The 14,895-nt window shown below is 56.7% G+C and carries 10 protein-coding genes; 3 read left to right on the forward strand and 7 right to left on the reverse strand.

Annotation, left to right across the window (positions count from 1 at the left end):
• From RE6C_RS15900 to RE6C_RS32490, 3 genes are all read left to right on the forward strand, one after another.
• Positions 1-3,031: aminotransferase class I/II-fold pyridoxal phosphate-dependent enzyme (locus tag RE6C_RS15900; RefSeq protein ID WP_039962262.1), on the forward strand; the 3,031-nt coding region annotated here is incomplete at its 5' end.
• A 115-nt stretch (positions 3,032-3,146) separates the two neighbouring features.
• Entirely contained in the window at positions 3,147-3,383 is a 237-nt protein-coding gene (locus tag RE6C_RS15905; protein WP_236618258.1) for an RNA 2'-phosphotransferase, read from the forward strand.
• The gene (locus tag RE6C_RS32490; protein ID WP_039962263.1) at positions 3,355-4,029 is read left to right on the forward strand and encodes a class I SAM-dependent methyltransferase; all 675 of its coding nucleotides are present in this window, start codon (positions 3,355-3,357) and stop codon (positions 4,027-4,029) included. The genes RE6C_RS15905 and RE6C_RS32490 overlap by 29 nt, the downstream gene beginning before the upstream one ends.
• Positions 4,030-4,346: 317 nt before the next feature.
• Here RE6C_RS32490 and RE6C_RS15915 read toward each other — a convergent pair whose 3' ends face one another.
• The 7 genes from RE6C_RS15915 to RE6C_RS15945 all read right to left on the reverse strand — a co-directional run bounded on the left by RE6C_RS15915 (position 4,347) and on the right by RE6C_RS15945 (position 14,809).
• Positions 4,347-5,942: a sulfite reductase subunit alpha gene (locus tag RE6C_RS15915; protein WP_008658110.1), complete on the reverse strand. Its 1,596-nt coding sequence runs from the start codon at positions 5,940-5,942 to the stop codon at positions 4,347-4,349.
• 87 nt (positions 5,943-6,029) lie between these two features.
• Positions 6,030-7,871 (reverse strand): NirA family protein, encoded by a 1,842-nt coding sequence (locus tag RE6C_RS15920; RefSeq protein WP_008658111.1) that lies wholly within the window; start codon positions 7,869-7,871, stop codon positions 6,030-6,032.
• Positions 7,864-10,125, reverse strand: a complete 2,262-nt coding sequence (locus RE6C_RS15925; protein ID WP_008658113.1) for a molybdopterin oxidoreductase family protein — start codon at positions 10,123-10,125, stop codon at positions 7,864-7,866. Before RE6C_RS15925 ends, RE6C_RS15920 begins: the two co-directional genes overlap by 8 nt.
• The gene (locus tag RE6C_RS15930; RefSeq protein WP_008658114.1) at positions 10,122-11,918 is read right to left on the reverse strand and encodes a DmsC/YnfH family molybdoenzyme membrane anchor subunit; all 1,797 of its coding nucleotides are present in this window, start codon (positions 11,916-11,918) and stop codon (positions 10,122-10,124) included. The genes RE6C_RS15925 and RE6C_RS15930 overlap by 4 nt, the downstream gene beginning before the upstream one ends.
• A 5-nt stretch (positions 11,919-11,923) precedes the next feature.
• Complete coding sequence (locus RE6C_RS15935) at positions 11,924-12,859, reverse strand: GAF domain-containing protein (protein WP_008658116.1); 936 nt, start codon at positions 12,857-12,859, stop codon at positions 11,924-11,926.
• A 12-nt stretch (positions 12,860-12,871) separates the two neighbouring features.
• On the reverse strand, positions 12,872-13,717 hold the full coding sequence (locus RE6C_RS15940; RefSeq protein WP_008658117.1) for an ABC transporter ATP-binding protein: 846 nt from the start codon (positions 13,715-13,717) through the stop codon (positions 12,872-12,874).
• 93 nt (positions 13,718-13,810) lie between these two features.
• Entirely contained in the window at positions 13,811-14,809 is a 999-nt protein-coding gene (locus tag RE6C_RS15945; protein WP_008658118.1) for an ABC transporter ATP-binding protein, read from the reverse strand.
• Positions 14,810-14,895: the final 86 nt, after the last annotated feature.

Raw genomic sequence — 14,895 nt, forward strand, 5'->3', positions numbered from 1 at the left:
GAAACTTCGCAGTGAAGCTCTTGGTGTGCTGCAGTACACATCCGGTTCGACAGGATCACCCAAGGGTGTGATGCTGACGCAAGCCAACTTGATCGCCAACAGCGAGTTGATCCTGCACGGGTTTGAACCCGAGTCGACCATCATTGGTGCGTCTTGGTTGCCGACTTACCACGACATGGGTTTGGTCGGCGGTGTGTTGATGCCGATGTTTGTCGGGCGTCACAACATTCTAATGAGCCCGATGGCGTTTCTTCAGCGACCGAGTCGTTGGTTGCAGACGATCGCCCGTCATCAAGTCACGATCAGCGGTGGCCCTAACTTCGCTTATCAATTGTGCGTCGACAAAATTCGCGACGAAGAACTTGAAGGCGTCGATCTTTCGTCTTGGGAGATCGCTTTCAACGGTGCCGAGCCGGTTCGTTCGTCGACCCTGGACGCGTTTAGCAAGCGATTCGAAAAGTACGGATTCCGGCACAGTTCGCATTTGCCTTGCTACGGGATGGCCGAGACGACATTGATCGTCACCGGTGGTCCGATCAGTCCACGTCCCGTGCTGCAACAATTCGACGGTCCGGCACTGGATGAGAAAGCCGTTCGTCCGGCCGTCGATGTGCCCGCCGATTTGGCAAAGCAATCTGACGAGGAGGACTCGACGACGTCCTCGCCCCGAGCGACCCGTGAATTGGTCGGATGCGGCCGAGTTCTTCCCGGCGAACGCGTGCTGATCGTCGATCCCGACACTCGCCAAACGTTGCCCTCCGACGCCATCGGCGAAATCTGGGTGCAGAGCCCATCGGTTGGCCGTGGTTATTGGCAACGCCGAGAACAATCGACCAAGACCTTCGCGGCGATGACTTCCGAAGGAGAAGGGCCGTTTTTGCGAACCGGTGACCTTGGTTTCTTGTACGGCGGCCAGCTGTATGTGTCCGGACGCCTGAAGGACATGATCATCGTACGCGGCGTCAATCGTTACCCGCAGGACATCGAAGCCACGGTGGAGCACGCCAGCGACGTCGTGCAGGCTGGTTCCGTCGCCGCATTCGCGATGAATGCAGACAGTGACGAAACCGAAACCGGTCGCGAGAAGTTGATCATCGTTGCGGAAACCGTTCGCAAACGAGACTTGGATTGGGACGAGCATTTGCAATCCATCCGTCGCGCGGTGACCGAGGAACACGATCTTCCACCCGACGCGATCTACTTGGTTCGCAACAGTTCCGTCCCCAAAACCAGTAGCGGAAAGATCCAGCGACACGCGTGTTTGCATGCTGTTCGAGATAAAGAACTGAAGGTCATCGCCCAGTGGATTCGCGGCGAAGAATCTTCGTTGCAAAACGCCGGTATGGCTGGCGAAACCATGATGAAGGCTGCCGCGGCTTCGGACGCGAGCGGTTTGGATTCGGTTGCCGATCCAGTGGTCGCCGAGGCAATCGTGTCGCATGTGCGAGCCATCGCGGGCGAACGAGCGGGATCCATCGATCCGGAAACCAACATCGTTTTGGATCTCGGGCTGGATAGTCTGGAACGTTTGGAAATTGCCAGGAACCTTGAACGCACCTTTGGCGGTCGGTTCCCCGAGCAAGTGCTGGACGAAATCGAAACAATCGGCCAAATCGCAACCGCGGTGGAACGCTATCTGCCAGCAGGAGCTCTCGGTCGTGCCGAACAGTTTTTGGCCGGACGAGGCGACACGCAGCGTGATGGCGACGATGACCTCGTCAATACAAACGCGAATGGTCATGCTACTGGCGACGGCGAAGGTCCGCTCGCTCGGGTCATGCAAACGCCTCAAGTCGAACCGGAAGACGACGTGACTCAGTTCGCTGAGTATCGACGTTTGAAATCGACGATGCGTCAGATGCAATTGACTGGCGTGCCCAATCCTTACTTCACCGTTCACGACTGCGTCGTCGGTGACAAAACGATTGTCGACGGCAAGTCGTTGATCAGCTTTGCCAGCTACAACTACTTGGGGTTGAGCGGTCATCCGGAAGTTTCCAAAGCGGCCGCCGACGCGATCACGAAATACGGAACCAGTGTTTCGGCCAGCCGTTTGGTCAGTGGCGAAAAACCGATCCACGGTGAACTCGAACGCAAAATCGCGAAGTGGGTCGGAGTCGACAATTCCATCACGATGGTTGGCGGTCACTCGACCAATGAAACGACGATTGGTCACCTCGTCGGACCAGGCGACTTGATTCTGCACGACGCACTTTCGCACAACAGCATCGTTCAAGGTGCTTTGTTGTCCGGCGCGAAACGTCGTCCATTCCCGCACAACGATTACGAAGCTCTCGATAAAATGCTGACCGCCTTGCGTGGTCAGTACCGTCGTACGCTGATCATCATCGAAGGCGTCTACAGCATGGACGGCGACTTCGCTGATGTGCCGAAGTTCGTCGAGGTGAAGAAACGTCATCGTGCGATGTTGATGGTCGATGAAGCTCACAGTTTCGGAACCATGGGCGCGACCGGTCATGGAATCGCCGAACACTTCGGCTTCGATGCCCGCGACGTTGATATCTGGATGGGCACGCTCAGCAAATCAGCCTCCTCCTGTGGTGGCTACATCGCTGGCAGTGAAGCGTTGGTGGAATTGCTGCGATACACCGCTCCCGGCTTCGTCTTCAGCGTCGGCATGCCTCCGGGGCAAGTTGCCGCCGCGATTGCTTCATTGGAAGTGTTGGAGCGCGAGCCCGAACGCGTCGAGCGGCTTCGCCACAACAGCGAGTTGTTCCTGAATCTCAGCCGTGAGGCGGGCTTGGACACTGGCGACAGTGGCGGAACTCCCGTGGTCCCCGTGATTACCGGAAACAGTCTCGTTGCACTTCGGTTGAGCAATCGGCTGAAGAAGGACGGGATCAACGTCCAACCGATTTTGTATCCGGCCGTGGATGAGTCCGCCGCGAGATTGCGGTTCTTCATCACCAGCGAGCACAGTGAAGAGCAGATTCGTTTCACCGTCGAACGAACGGCTCATCACTACAACGATTTGTGCGATACCCCCGCAAAACTTCGCGGCACCGCCTGATTCCGTGTGTCGGGCTGAAATCTGTGGGTCGGGCCGAAACGGTCCGCTCAGAAATGTGTTTCCGTTTGCCAACCACCCGGCGACGGCGATGCCGCCGGTGTCTAGACTGGGCGGAATGAACAAACGACTCACGCGAATCAGCAAGTACTTGACCTTCATCCTGCGGCACGAGCCGCAATCCATCGGCTTGACTCTGGACGCCGACGGTTTCGCTTCGGTTGACGAATTGGTTTCCAACGCCAACGCGTCAGGCAAATCCATCACCGTCGAACAGGTGCACCAAGTCGTCGCGGGTCACGAGAACCCGATTTTCGCGTTGAGCGATGACGGTCAACGCATCCAAGCTCTTTGAATTTCACCGAGTTTGCATCAGGAGTGATGGGATGGCGTGGCAACAAATTGAGATTCCGGACTCAATCAAAAGTCTTCCGTATCACGAGTCGGCGGAGCATCTGATCGATTCGGCCAACGACGCGATCGAAGCGTTCATGTTGGCGGACGAATCGGTGATCGAGAACTTCGTCACTTGCGATTTCCATTTGCTCGATCAAGCGATGACGTGGATCGAGCAAAACCACTTGTTGGCAGGCAACCGCTTTTGCGAGTTGGGAGCCGGGTTCGCCGTCGGTGCGATGCTGGCGTCCTTGCGAGGAATGCAGGCCGTCGGAATCGAGATCGAACCACGGTTGGTGGAAGCAGCTCAGACGGTCGCGGACTCACTCGACAACGACGCTCAAATCCACTGCGGCAGCTTTGTTCCACGCGGTGTCGATGAGCTGTCCGAGATCGCTCGAGAGGTACGCAACGTCGACACCGAAGAAGGCGACATCTACGACGAAATTGGATTGGAGATCGAAGACTTCGACCTTTTCTTCGCATTCCCATGGCCCGGCGAAAACGAGTTTTTCGAGACGGTCGTCGACGCCCGCGGCTCGGTCGGTGCGTTGCTGCTGACCTATCGAGGGCGTGAAGGAATGCACTTGCTCCGCAAGGTTTAGGTGACTGGGCGTTTGGGAGCGTGGGTGTTGAAAAAGTTAAATTGACAATTGTAAAGACGAAATTGGTTTGGTGATTGAGTTCGCAAGTCAAAAGCTTCGGTATCAGAACCCATCGCCACTCGCGAAATTGTGTTGTTAGGCGGACAGCGCGTTTCGAAGGCGTTGTCAAATCACCGCGTTATCGAAATCGATTGTTCAGCTCAGGATTTTACAATTTACAATTGACAATTTAACTTTTCCAATGAGTCGTCCCTGGATCGCCACCGTGAGACTTACGTCGAATACCGGGCCTAACGGCCGTCGGCTGACACCGATGATCAATAAACATCACGGACGTATCGTTTTTCGCTCGTCATGGTTTTCAAGTAGGCTTTGCCTTCGTCTTCTGACATGCCGCCTTCTTGGGTGATGATGTGCAGCAGGGCTCGTTCGACGTCGGCGGCCATTCGGGTTGCGTCGCCGCAGACGTAGAAGTTGGCTCCGCGATTTAACCAAGCCCATAGTTCCGCAGCGTTCTCTCGCATCCTGTCTTGCACGTAGACCTTCGTGTCACCGTCGCGGCTGAAGGCGGTGTCCAGTCGTGATAGCACGCCGGAGTGAACGTATTCGGTGAGTTCGGTTTCGTACAAGAAGTCGTACGCTTCGTGTTGATCGCCAAAGAACAACCAGTTGTCGCCAGGCGATTTGCGAGCGGCACGTTCTTGTAAGAACGCGATGAACGGGGCGATTCCGGTCCCGGGGCCGACCATGATCATTGGGACGTTTTCATCGGCGGGGACGGTGAATCCACCATGGTTGGGTTGCACGAAGACTCGCATGCTTTCTCCATTGCCAACTCGGTCCGCCAACATGGTGCTGGCGACACCTTTGCGGACGCGTCCTTCGCGTTCGTAGATGACCTTGCCGACCGTCAGATGAACTTGGTCACCGACCGCTTTCATGCTGCTGGCGATCGAATACAAACGAGGGTTCAGTGGATCGAGGCATTCAATGAACTCCGTCGCGGTGATCGTTGATTCGCCGGCGACTTCCAACACATCCAGCACATCAAAACCTTCCGGAACGCCCTCGGCGAGCAGGTGATTCAGTGTCGCTTGTGCGTCCGTGTTAGGTGTCCGTCCGACCAACAGTTCGAGCAACTCATCGGAAGGATCTTTCAAGCAGCAATCTTCTTGCAGCGCTTCGAGCAACGGTTTTGTGTTGCCTTGTGGCGTTGCCACCTTTACGTGTGAGTCTGCAGCCAAACGATCGATGATCTGAGTGCACAAGTCGCCGCAGTTGGTGGGGTAGATCCCCAATGCGTCGCCGACTTCGTATTTGATGCCCGATCCAACGAGGTCAATCGCAACGTGGCGTGTGTCTTTCGCGGAGCCTTCTTGATTCAGCGGGCGGGATTCGATCAAGTTGGCTGAATAGGGATTCTTGCGAGACCAAGCGGCCGCGCCGTTGGTCGAGACACCATTGGTGGCTGCTCCGTTGCCGTTGCTGGACGGTTTGACGCTGTCGCCGGCTTCGGCGAGAAGCTTCTTGATCATTTGTTTGGTTTCTTTGCCGCCGGGGCTGCAAAGCGAGACGTTGGGTTCTTCTCCCGATGCGATGGCTTCGCTGTAAGTTTGGCAGATGTAACCGCAGGACCCGCAATCAAGCTGAGCCATCGCGGCCATCAATTTTCGGTCGAGCGGTTTGCCTTCGGCGAGTTCCATTCGGTCGACAATCGGCAATGAGTCATCATGCCACGGGAAGTCCTCTTCCTCTTCAACGGATGGTTCGGCCGAGGGCAATCCAGCGGCCATCGCGGTCGCGACGCTTCCACCCGCTGACTCTTGGATTCCGGTCAATCCGGCGAAGAAGCCGTTCAACCAAGCTCGTTGTTGTTCGTTGAAAGGGGCGGTTTCTGGAATGTAGCTGGACATCGGGATCAATCCTGGGAATGAATCGAAACGTGGTGAAAGATTGAAATAGATTCGGCGTTCTTGCGACGCCTTTTTTCCGGCGGTTCGCTAGCAGACAACTGACGGGCTGGCGACCAAACCCTTGAGTTCTTCATCGCTGAGACGGCCCGCGAAGTCGTTGAACGACTCGTTGGAATCGGCTCGGTTTTGTTGGTAACTGGAGAGGATGCCAGTGACCAAATCAGGCACATCGGCAAACGGAACCGACTTCAAAATCTCGCGTGCGATTCCTTGTCGTGAACCCCAACCGCCGCCAAGGCAAATGTGATAGCCGTCGACCATGTCGTCGCCGACCTCCACCTGACAGGCGATCAAACCGATGTCGCCGATGTAGTGCTGAGCACAACTGTGGTGGCATCCGGTGAGGTGAATGTTGATTGGTTGATCGAGAGTCAAAGTGCTTTCGATGCGTTCCGCAATTTCGATCGCGTTCGCCTTGGTGGGGGCTCCGGCGAACTTGCAACCCGCACTGCCCGTGCAGGCAACCAAACCAGCTCGCACAGAATTGGCTTCGTAGTCGAGCCCACACTCGCGAATTCCGGCTTGAACGGCGGGTAAGTCCGCGTCGGTGATGTTGGTCAGAATCAAGTTTTGCCAAACGGTCAATCGAATGTCGCCGTTGGAATAGCGAAGCGAAAGATCGGCAAGCGCGCGAGCTTGGTCGGTCGTCATGCGGCCAACGGGAAAGACAATGCCGAGCGAGTTCAGGCCAGGTTGTTTCTGCGGGAATACGCCAACGTGAGCACTTCGGTCCTCGATGTCTTGGACCGTCAAGCGGTTGACATCGACCTTCGTGAGCGTGCGACCCATTTCGGATTCAACTTCCGCGATGAATTTCTCGAACCCCATGTCGTCGAGCACATACTTCAATCGAGCTTTCTTGCGATCGGTGCGGTCTCCGGTGCGAATGAAGACACGGACAATCGCGGCGGCGACCGCAATGCATTCACTCTCACGCAACAGCACACCTGTGTAGCGAGCGAAGTCTTTGTGACCGGTGATGCCGCCCAAGCAAAGTTGGAAATAGACATCGGCGGGCAAGTCGTCCGATGCGTTTTCTTCGAGCACGCGAACGGCTTTGAATCCGATGTCGTTGGTGTCTTCCAAGGACGCGATTCGGCCACCGCCTTCAAAGGCGATGTTGAACTTCCGTGGCAACCCGTACATCTCTCGGTGATTGAGGATGTAGTGATGCATGCGTTTGGCGAGCGGCAATGTCTCGATCAATTCGTCCGCATCCAATCCCGACATCGCACTGCTGGTGCAGTTGCGAATGTTGTCGCCGCCACTGCCCAGCGGCACGATATTCAGCTCGCGGGTGCCGAACAAAATGTTCATGGCTTGGTCAGCCGGGATCTCGCGCAATTGGATGTTGCCGCGGGTGGTCAGGTCCAAGTAGGGACCGGCGGATTGATCCGCCAGATCAGCCAAGCCTCGCAATTGCCAAGCTTGGATTTGGCCGCCGGGCAGACGCAACCGGCACATGAAGCTGTCTTGAGCCGGGGTGACGTAGAACAGCCCGTGGAATTTTTGCAGAAAGACATCGGTGCCCTTGGGGAACTCACCCGCGTCGCTGCGAGCCTGCATTTCGTCCCACATGTCGAGCGGGTTCTTTTCTCGTTTGGCTTGTTCTTCTTTCGAGAGTTTCTTTCCCGCCGCGAGCACAGCCGATTGGGCTTCGAACGCGATACGATCAGGGCCTGCGGGCACTGCTTCGCCGTCGACCGTCGCGGGGCCGTTGCCAATGGCGAGCGTGGTTCCTTTTCCGCCTGATCCGGAGATGACAGGCAGGCCCTGGACCGCACGAGCGACATCGGCACCGAACGTGAATCCGGCGAGATACTGCTGTTGTTCGTCTGAGAACGGTTTGGAGTCCTGTTGATCAGTCATGGTCGCTTGTCAAAACGGGTTCGATGCGGACCGCACAATCCTTGTAGCTGGGTTGGCCACTGTGTGGGTCAAAGTGAGAAAGGGTGAGCTGGTTAGTGCATTCGTAATGCATTGGCATGAAGACTTGCCCGGGCTGAACCGAGTGAGTCAAGCACGCCGTTGCGTCGGCATATCCACGTCGAGATCGAACGCGAATGAGGTCGCCATGTTCGACGTCTAATTCCGCCGCGTCATGAGGATGCATCTCGACGTAGGGCTGATTGGGATACAGCGACCTGAGCAGCGGGCTTTGTCGCGTTCTGGTTTGAGTGTGCCACTGGCTAACGGTCCCGCGACCGGTCAGTAAAACGATTGGGTAGTCCGCGTCTGCCGGTTCCGGCATCGGTGAGACATCGTCGACGATCAATCGGGCCCGGTGGTCTTCGTGAAAGAACTGCCCATCGGCAAACAGTCGTCGTTGTTGCTCTGGTTCAAAACCGCCGCTGGCATGATCGGTTGACCAAGGCCACTGAATCCCGCCGCAGCGATCGATTTGTTCGTAGCCTTCGATTCCGGAGATGTCGCTCGGTTGTCCGCGGCTGGCACGCTGCATGATCCGGAAAACCGCTTCGGGCGATGTCCATTCGGCGAACATTTCACCGACTCCCCAGTGGTGTGCGATCCCGCGAAAAATTTGGAAATCGGCGAGAGCTTGCCCCGGCGCGTGTCGAACTTTCTTCAGCAATCCATAGCGGCGTTCGCTGTTGATGAACGTGCCTTCTTTTTCACCCCAGCCTGCCGACGGCAAAATCAGATCCGCGTGCGAGCATGTCTCGGTGGTCTTGTACATGTCTTGGACGACCAAGAAGTCCAACTGATCAAACAATTCGCGAACGTCGCCCTGGTCGATCCAGCTGTGTGCGGGGTTGGTCGCAACGACCCACAAACCTTTGATCTCACCGTTGCGGATGCCTTCGATGATCCGGTCGTATTTCCAACTGGTTGTGGATGGGATTTTTTCGACGGGAATGTTGAGTGCTTCGGCAACTTTTTGGCGATCGGATTCATCGGTGAAGGAGTGATGGCCGAACAGGTTCGTTGTATTGCTCCACAGTCGCGAACCCATCGCGTTGCATTGCCCGGTGATGCTGTTGGCTCCCGTGCCGGGACGGCCGATGTTTCCGGTGATCAATGCGATGTTGATGATCGCTTGCGCGGTGCGAGTGCCCTCGTAACTTTGGTTGACTCCCATCGTCCACCAAAGCGAAACGGCACGGCCGCGGCCGATCGCTTCCGCCGCGGCGGACACATCTTCGACTGCCAAACCAGCTTCTTCGCAGACCGTCGCGAGATCGTACTGCGAAACGTGTTGGCGAAGCTCCTCAAATCCTTGCGTGTGGTTTTGAACGAAGTCGTGTTCGACAAAGTCACGGACGATCAATTCGTTTGTGATCGCGTACAACAACGCCAAGTCGTTTTTTGGACGCAATTGCAAGTGTTGTGTCGCCGCGGCGGCGGTTTCCGTGCGACGCGGATCGATGACGATGATCTCGGGATTGTTGGGATTGCGAAGCACGCGTTCCCACATGATCGGATGCCCAACGCATGGATTGGCACCGATGAAAACGAGGCAATCGCTTTGTTCGAAGTCGTCGTAGGTGTATGGCGGTGAATCGAACCCGAACGACTCTTTGTAGGCCGTGACAGCGGTTGCCATGCACTGGCGGGTGTTTCCATCGCAGTGGCGAATGTCCATCCCAAAGCGTGCCAAGGCACCAAGGAAGGCCATCTCTTCACATGCAATCTGTCCCGTCGACAGGAACGCGATCGATTCGGGGCCGTGTTCGGCTTGGACCTTCTTCATCCCATCGCAGAACTTGGCAAAAGCATCGTCCCATTCGATCGGTGAGAGCTTTCCCGCTTCATCACGAAGCAACGGCAGCGTGGCTCGTTCGGGCGAATCCAAAACTCGTAGAGCTTCCCAGCCCTTTGGACATGCCATTCCAAGGTTGACCGGGTAAGCGGTCTCTGGCGTCAGACCGATTGCTTCGCCATCTTTTAAATGCAAACGCAATCCGCATCCGGTTGCGCAGAACCCACAGGTCGCCGTGGTCGTGGTGTCCGCGGCCATCGAATCATGAGTCATCCCCAAACCATGATCGCCGGGACGCAGAACCAACTCGCGAGTCATTGGGCCGGTGCGTCGTTGCAATAATGTCGGCAACTGAAACGTCTTGCCGGCGTCGTTCCGATTGTCTTTGATTGAGATACTCATCGGAGGGTCCCCGGCATGCGATCATGAACAACACTAGAGAAATAGATCAATCGTTCGGTGGTTTCTCCTGCCACCAAGAGCAACGTCGCGGTCACAGCACAGACGGTGAGCAACACTGACGAGCCAGCGAGTGCCAACGCGGAAGAGACAACCAGCAGCGCCAAGCCGGCATAGCCAAATGCGAGTCGACCCAAGCTCCATTTGGAAAGGTGATGACGGACTAAGCGTTGGCTGCGTCGGTCCCACTGGTCGTTGGTTGAGCTCGGTTGGCTGCGGAGCAAAATGCTTTGTTCCCAAATCAATTTTGCAACCAAACTGACCGTGGCTAGTCCGAGCAGTACCGCCGCCGAGTTGCTTCGATCCGAGGTCGAGGCGATCACCGCGGCGCTGGCGGCTAGTCCGCCGGTCAATGCGGTTCCCATGAAGCGAATCATGGTTCGGTCAAATCGCCAAAGAACTCGTTTGGTAGCGATGTAAATCATCGCGCTGCTGAACAATCCCGCGACTCCAAAGGCAATCGCACCGATCAAAATCGCGCCGGGAACCCAAGCGGGAACGGTAACCCAATCAGGCAGATATTCGGAAACGGCAGGCAGCCACATCGCAACCACCGCCATGGTCAGAACGCCAACGAATTTCCCAAGCAAGACAGCTTCGCGGCTGAGCCATGATGTTCGCAGACCCAAGAAAATTCGCCAGGATCGCAGAGGTTGTCCAAGGTGGAGTGGGGCGAGGTTCATACCGACCATCGAGACCACCAGGGCAACGGTCGCTGTCCAGCGAGTCGTCTCGGTTGGCATCGGCGATCCAGCCAGCCACAGAATCGCGGCCAGAACTCGTTCGGTCAGCAACATCCCCACGCCGACTTGGGTGGCGATCAGCAATCCGACCAATGGCCAGTGATCTTCGGCGGGTTCATCGATGCCGTTGTCTTGTGCGACGCCTTGGAAACGTTTGGTCGGGTCGCTGCTGCGGAAGACGGTGGTTGGGCGAGTGATAGATGAAAGCGGTGCGCCAGCGACCAAGCGTTCATCGTCAGCGACTTCTTGACATTGTTGATCAACCACGCGAATCGCGATGGCTTCGTTGGGACATGACTGAACGCAGGCGGGGGCTTCGCCAACCGAGAGCCTTTGGTGACACATGTCGCACTTGCGAACGATGCCCAATCGCTTGCTGTACTTAGGCACTTCGTAGGGGCACATCATCGTGCAGTACTTGCATCCGATGCACTGATCGTCGAGGTGACGAACGATTCCGGTTTCGGGATCTTTGTCATATGCCTTGACCGGGCAACCGTTCAGGCAACCGGGATCTTCGCAGTGATGGCACGCGGTCGTGACGTGTTGCACTCCGATCGCGGCGGGGATGGGGGCGGCTTCGGGGGCGCTCTCGCCGATGACCAGCGTTCCAACGCGACGCCAGCTTTCCGTTTCGTCCAAACCGTTCATCGTGTGGCAAGCCACCACGCAGGCTTTGCAACCGCTGCAGGTGTCGAGATTGACGTCGAAAGCAAATTGTTGCCCCGGGCCTGGTGGGCTGGCGGGCATTAATTTGGAATAGTACCGAGCCTGGGCGGGCTGATCGGCAACATGCTCTTCCGCGGTTCCGGATTCATGTGCGGCGGCAAAGTCTTCCACCGCGGTCAGTGTTTGCTGCTCTTGCAGCAAGAGACTGACCAAGTCGAACGAGTCGCCTTGTCCTTCGATCGGCAACCCCGGTGACGTGACGACGCCGGGCGCAGCACCATCGGGATGGGCGAAGTTTGGTTCGGTTGGAAGAAGACTGGACATATGGATCAGAACATCAAAACGGTGATGGAGCTGAGATGGGTTCCGTCAAAAAACGGAATAGCAAGCCCGGCGGTCGGAGACGGCATGACTCGTTCTGCGGGCCGTGTGAGCAGCAACGCTTCCATGTCCTCGAGCAACACGACGCGTTGGTGTTCGGCGACCAATCCCAAGATTCCGGTCGCCAGCGGAATACGTGTGCCGGTATCAAGACGAAACGCGTTTTCGACTTCGCCGTACGCTTGGCTGGTCAATTCGCACTCTGCGCCATCGATGTTCCAAACCTCGATCGCCCGAGCCATCGGCGAACGTTTGGATTGAATCAGGACGGCCGTCGAAAGGTATTGGTCAGCGAAAACAGGCAAACCCACCGCGGCGTTGAGCAAATCGGCGGATGCACCGGCCGCTCGCAGAAAACCCATGTGGTTGGCAAGGTCGTCTTGTGCGAGAGCCCGGCCTTGTTCCCAAACCACGCCGGGAAGTCCGTTGCCTTTTTCGAAGCGAACGAATGAGCTGACGTTTTGAAATCGTTCCAGCTTTCCGTAGTATCCCTCTCGCAAAGCGACTTCATCGTAGGGACCGACTGGGCGCCAAACTTCGAATACGCCGACCGGATCGGGCATCGCTTCGCTAGGCAGTTTCGCGAAAAAGACGACGACCGACTGAATCGCACCATCAAAGTGAACAGGAATCGCCAACGCGGCGGCAGCGTCCGTCGGCAGCAACGCAGGGTCTTGCACGACCACCGCGTCCATTTCGTGCAAGCATCGTTGGGCGATTGGCAAAGCGTTGGAATCGCAGTCCGGAGAAAACTCTCCCGGAGCCACGACGTCGCAAACATGGATGCCCTGCAGATAGCATTGATCTGACACGGCGAGCGGAGGCAGTGAGTGACGCAAGGTGATGGAAGCGTTGGATGGTGCGGGAACTGAGATCGAAGTCATGATGGCAACCTTTTAGGTGGCTTCGGCGGTCGCGAGTTCTTCTTGAGCCTTAGCACGTTTTTCCGCATCGGCCTTCAGCTTTTTGTGGTCTTGATCTTCGAGGAACTGGATCATCTTTCCTCGAAAGTCGTAGTACTCGGGGTGGTCGAGCACGTCGGCGCGAACGCGAGGGCGATCGAATGGAAGACTGAAGATCGCACCGACCTTGGCCCGAGGTCCATTGGTCATCATCACAACGCGATCGCTCATGAAGAGCGCTTCGTCGACATCGTGCGTGACCATCACCGTGGTGACTTTGTCGCGAATCAGAATCTCCAGAAGGATCTCTTGAAGCTCCATCCGCGTGAGCGAATCCAGCATGCCGAAAGGCTCATCGAGCAGTAGCATCTTGGGACGCAATGCAAAGGCTCGGGCGATTCCGACGCGTTGCTGCATGCCTTGGCTGAGATCCTTGGCTCGTTTGTGCAGGTTGCTGCCCAAGCCGACCAAGTTGAGATAGTAGGACGCCAAATCACGGCGATCCTTTTTGCTGGCTTGCAGGTAAACCTGGTTCACGCCGAGCATCACGTTTTCGAGAGCCGTCATCCACGGCATCAAACAAGGCGACTGGAACACGACACCACGATCGGGACCCGGGCCATCGATTTCTCGGCCGTCGATCGCAACGCCGCCGGTGGTGATCGGGTTGAGTCCTGCGACCATGGTCAAAACGGTGCTTTTGCCGCACCCGGAGTGACCAAGCAGCGAGACGTATTCGCCTTTTTCAAGGTTGAGATCGAATTCCTCGACGATCACGACCGGCCCATTGTGGGTGTCGTAGGTCTTGCCGAGACGAAACATTTCAACGTAGCCGCGCATGTTCGGTGCACTGAGTGGGAAGGTGGAAAGTGTCGGTGATGATCAAGTTCAAAACGTCGATTGTTTCGATCAACGCAACTGATTTCGGTGCGACTAGCGTGGGCCGGTGTTGAAGACGGCTCGCGAGGGACGCGTCAAATCGGAAGGTTCGATTTCGGGCAAACGGAACGCTTGGGTTGGATTGGCCGCCATCTCGTCACGGCGAGCCTTTTGGCGGACGGCAACCAAGTAATTGGTCACCGCGTTGCGGAGCCCTTTGAACTCTTCGTTGTCGTTGAGTTCGGTCTTGCTGCGAGGTCGATCAATGCCGACAGTAAAGACGGGACCAAGCGAGGCGTTGGGGCCTGGGTTCAGCGGCACGATGCGATCGGCGACCATGATGGCTTCGTCGACGTCGTTGGTGATCATCACGCAAGTCTGCTTCTCTTCGCTCCAAATCTTCAGGATCTCGTCCCCGAGTTGGCCACGCGTCAACGCGTCGAGTGCGGAGAGCGGTTCGTCGAGCAGCAGGACTTTGGGTTTGAGTGCCAACGTTCGCGCGAGGCTGGTTCGTTGACGCATCCCACCGGACAACTCATGGGGGCGGCGATGGGCCGCGTGGCTGAGTCCGACCATGTCGATGAACTTTTCAACATGGTCGCGTCGTTGTTCACGCGACCATTCTTTGAAAACCGCGTTGACCGAAAGGGCGATGTTGCCTCGGACGGTCAACCAAGGCAGCAGCGAATAGTTTTGGAACACCATTCCGCGGTCCGGCGACGGTCCGGTGACGGGTTCGTCATTCATGGTGATCGTGCCTATGTCCGGCGAGATCAAACCGGCCAGCAACTGCGTGAACGTGGTTTTGCCACTGCCGCTGAATCCAACCACCGCCAGGAACTCACCCTCGCGAATATTGAGGTTGATGTTCTGCAGGACTTCGTTTCGAGTCACGCCGCTTCCGTAACCCTTGCAGACCCCACGCATTTGCAGGATCGGTTTGGGAGCCGACGAGATAGCTCGGCGTTTGATCGTTGGCGATGTTTCGAGAACTGCGCTCATGTTTGCACCGATGGATGAAGAAAGAGAAGGAACCGAGACATCCAGAATCAAACGGGAGATGGATTGCCGAAGCTGACCAGGTTGCGGAAGAAGATCATGATCCGGTCCAGAACCAGCCCAATCATTCCGATGACGAT

This window comes from Rhodopirellula europaea 6C (genome assembly GCF_000338295.1).
GTDB lineage: Bacteria > Planctomycetota > Planctomycetia > Pirellulales > Pirellulaceae > Rhodopirellula > Rhodopirellula europaea.

What these genes read in the sequence shown, in the direction of transcription:
- RE6C_RS15905 (WP_236618258.1), top strand. Translation starts at nt 3,147, where the DNA reads ATGAACAAACGACTCACGCGAATCAGCAAGTACTTGACCTTCATCCTG.
- RE6C_RS32490 (WP_039962263.1), top strand. Translation starts at nt 3,355, where the DNA reads ATGACGGTCAACGCATCCAAGCTCTTTGAATTTCACCGAGTTTGCATC.
- RE6C_RS15915 (WP_008658110.1), bottom strand. Translation starts at nt 5,942, where the DNA reads ATGTCCAGCTACATTCCAGAAACCGCCCCTTTCAACGAACAACAACGA.
- RE6C_RS15920 (WP_008658111.1), bottom strand. Translation starts at nt 7,871, where the DNA reads ATGACTGATCAACAGGACTCCAAACCGTTCTCAGACGAACAACAGCAG.
- RE6C_RS15925 (WP_008658113.1), bottom strand. Translation starts at nt 10,125, where the DNA reads ATGAGTATCTCAATCAAAGACAATCGGAACGACGCCGGCAAGACGTTT.
- RE6C_RS15930 (WP_008658114.1), bottom strand. Translation starts at nt 11,918, where the DNA reads ATGTCCAGTCTTCTTCCAACCGAACCAAACTTCGCCCATCCCGATGGT.
- RE6C_RS15935 (WP_008658116.1), bottom strand. Translation starts at nt 12,859, where the DNA reads ATGACTTCGATCTCAGTTCCCGCACCATCCAACGCTTCCATCACCTTG.
- RE6C_RS15940 (WP_008658117.1), bottom strand. Translation starts at nt 13,717, where the DNA reads ATGCGCGGCTACGTTGAAATGTTTCGTCTCGGCAAGACCTACGACACC.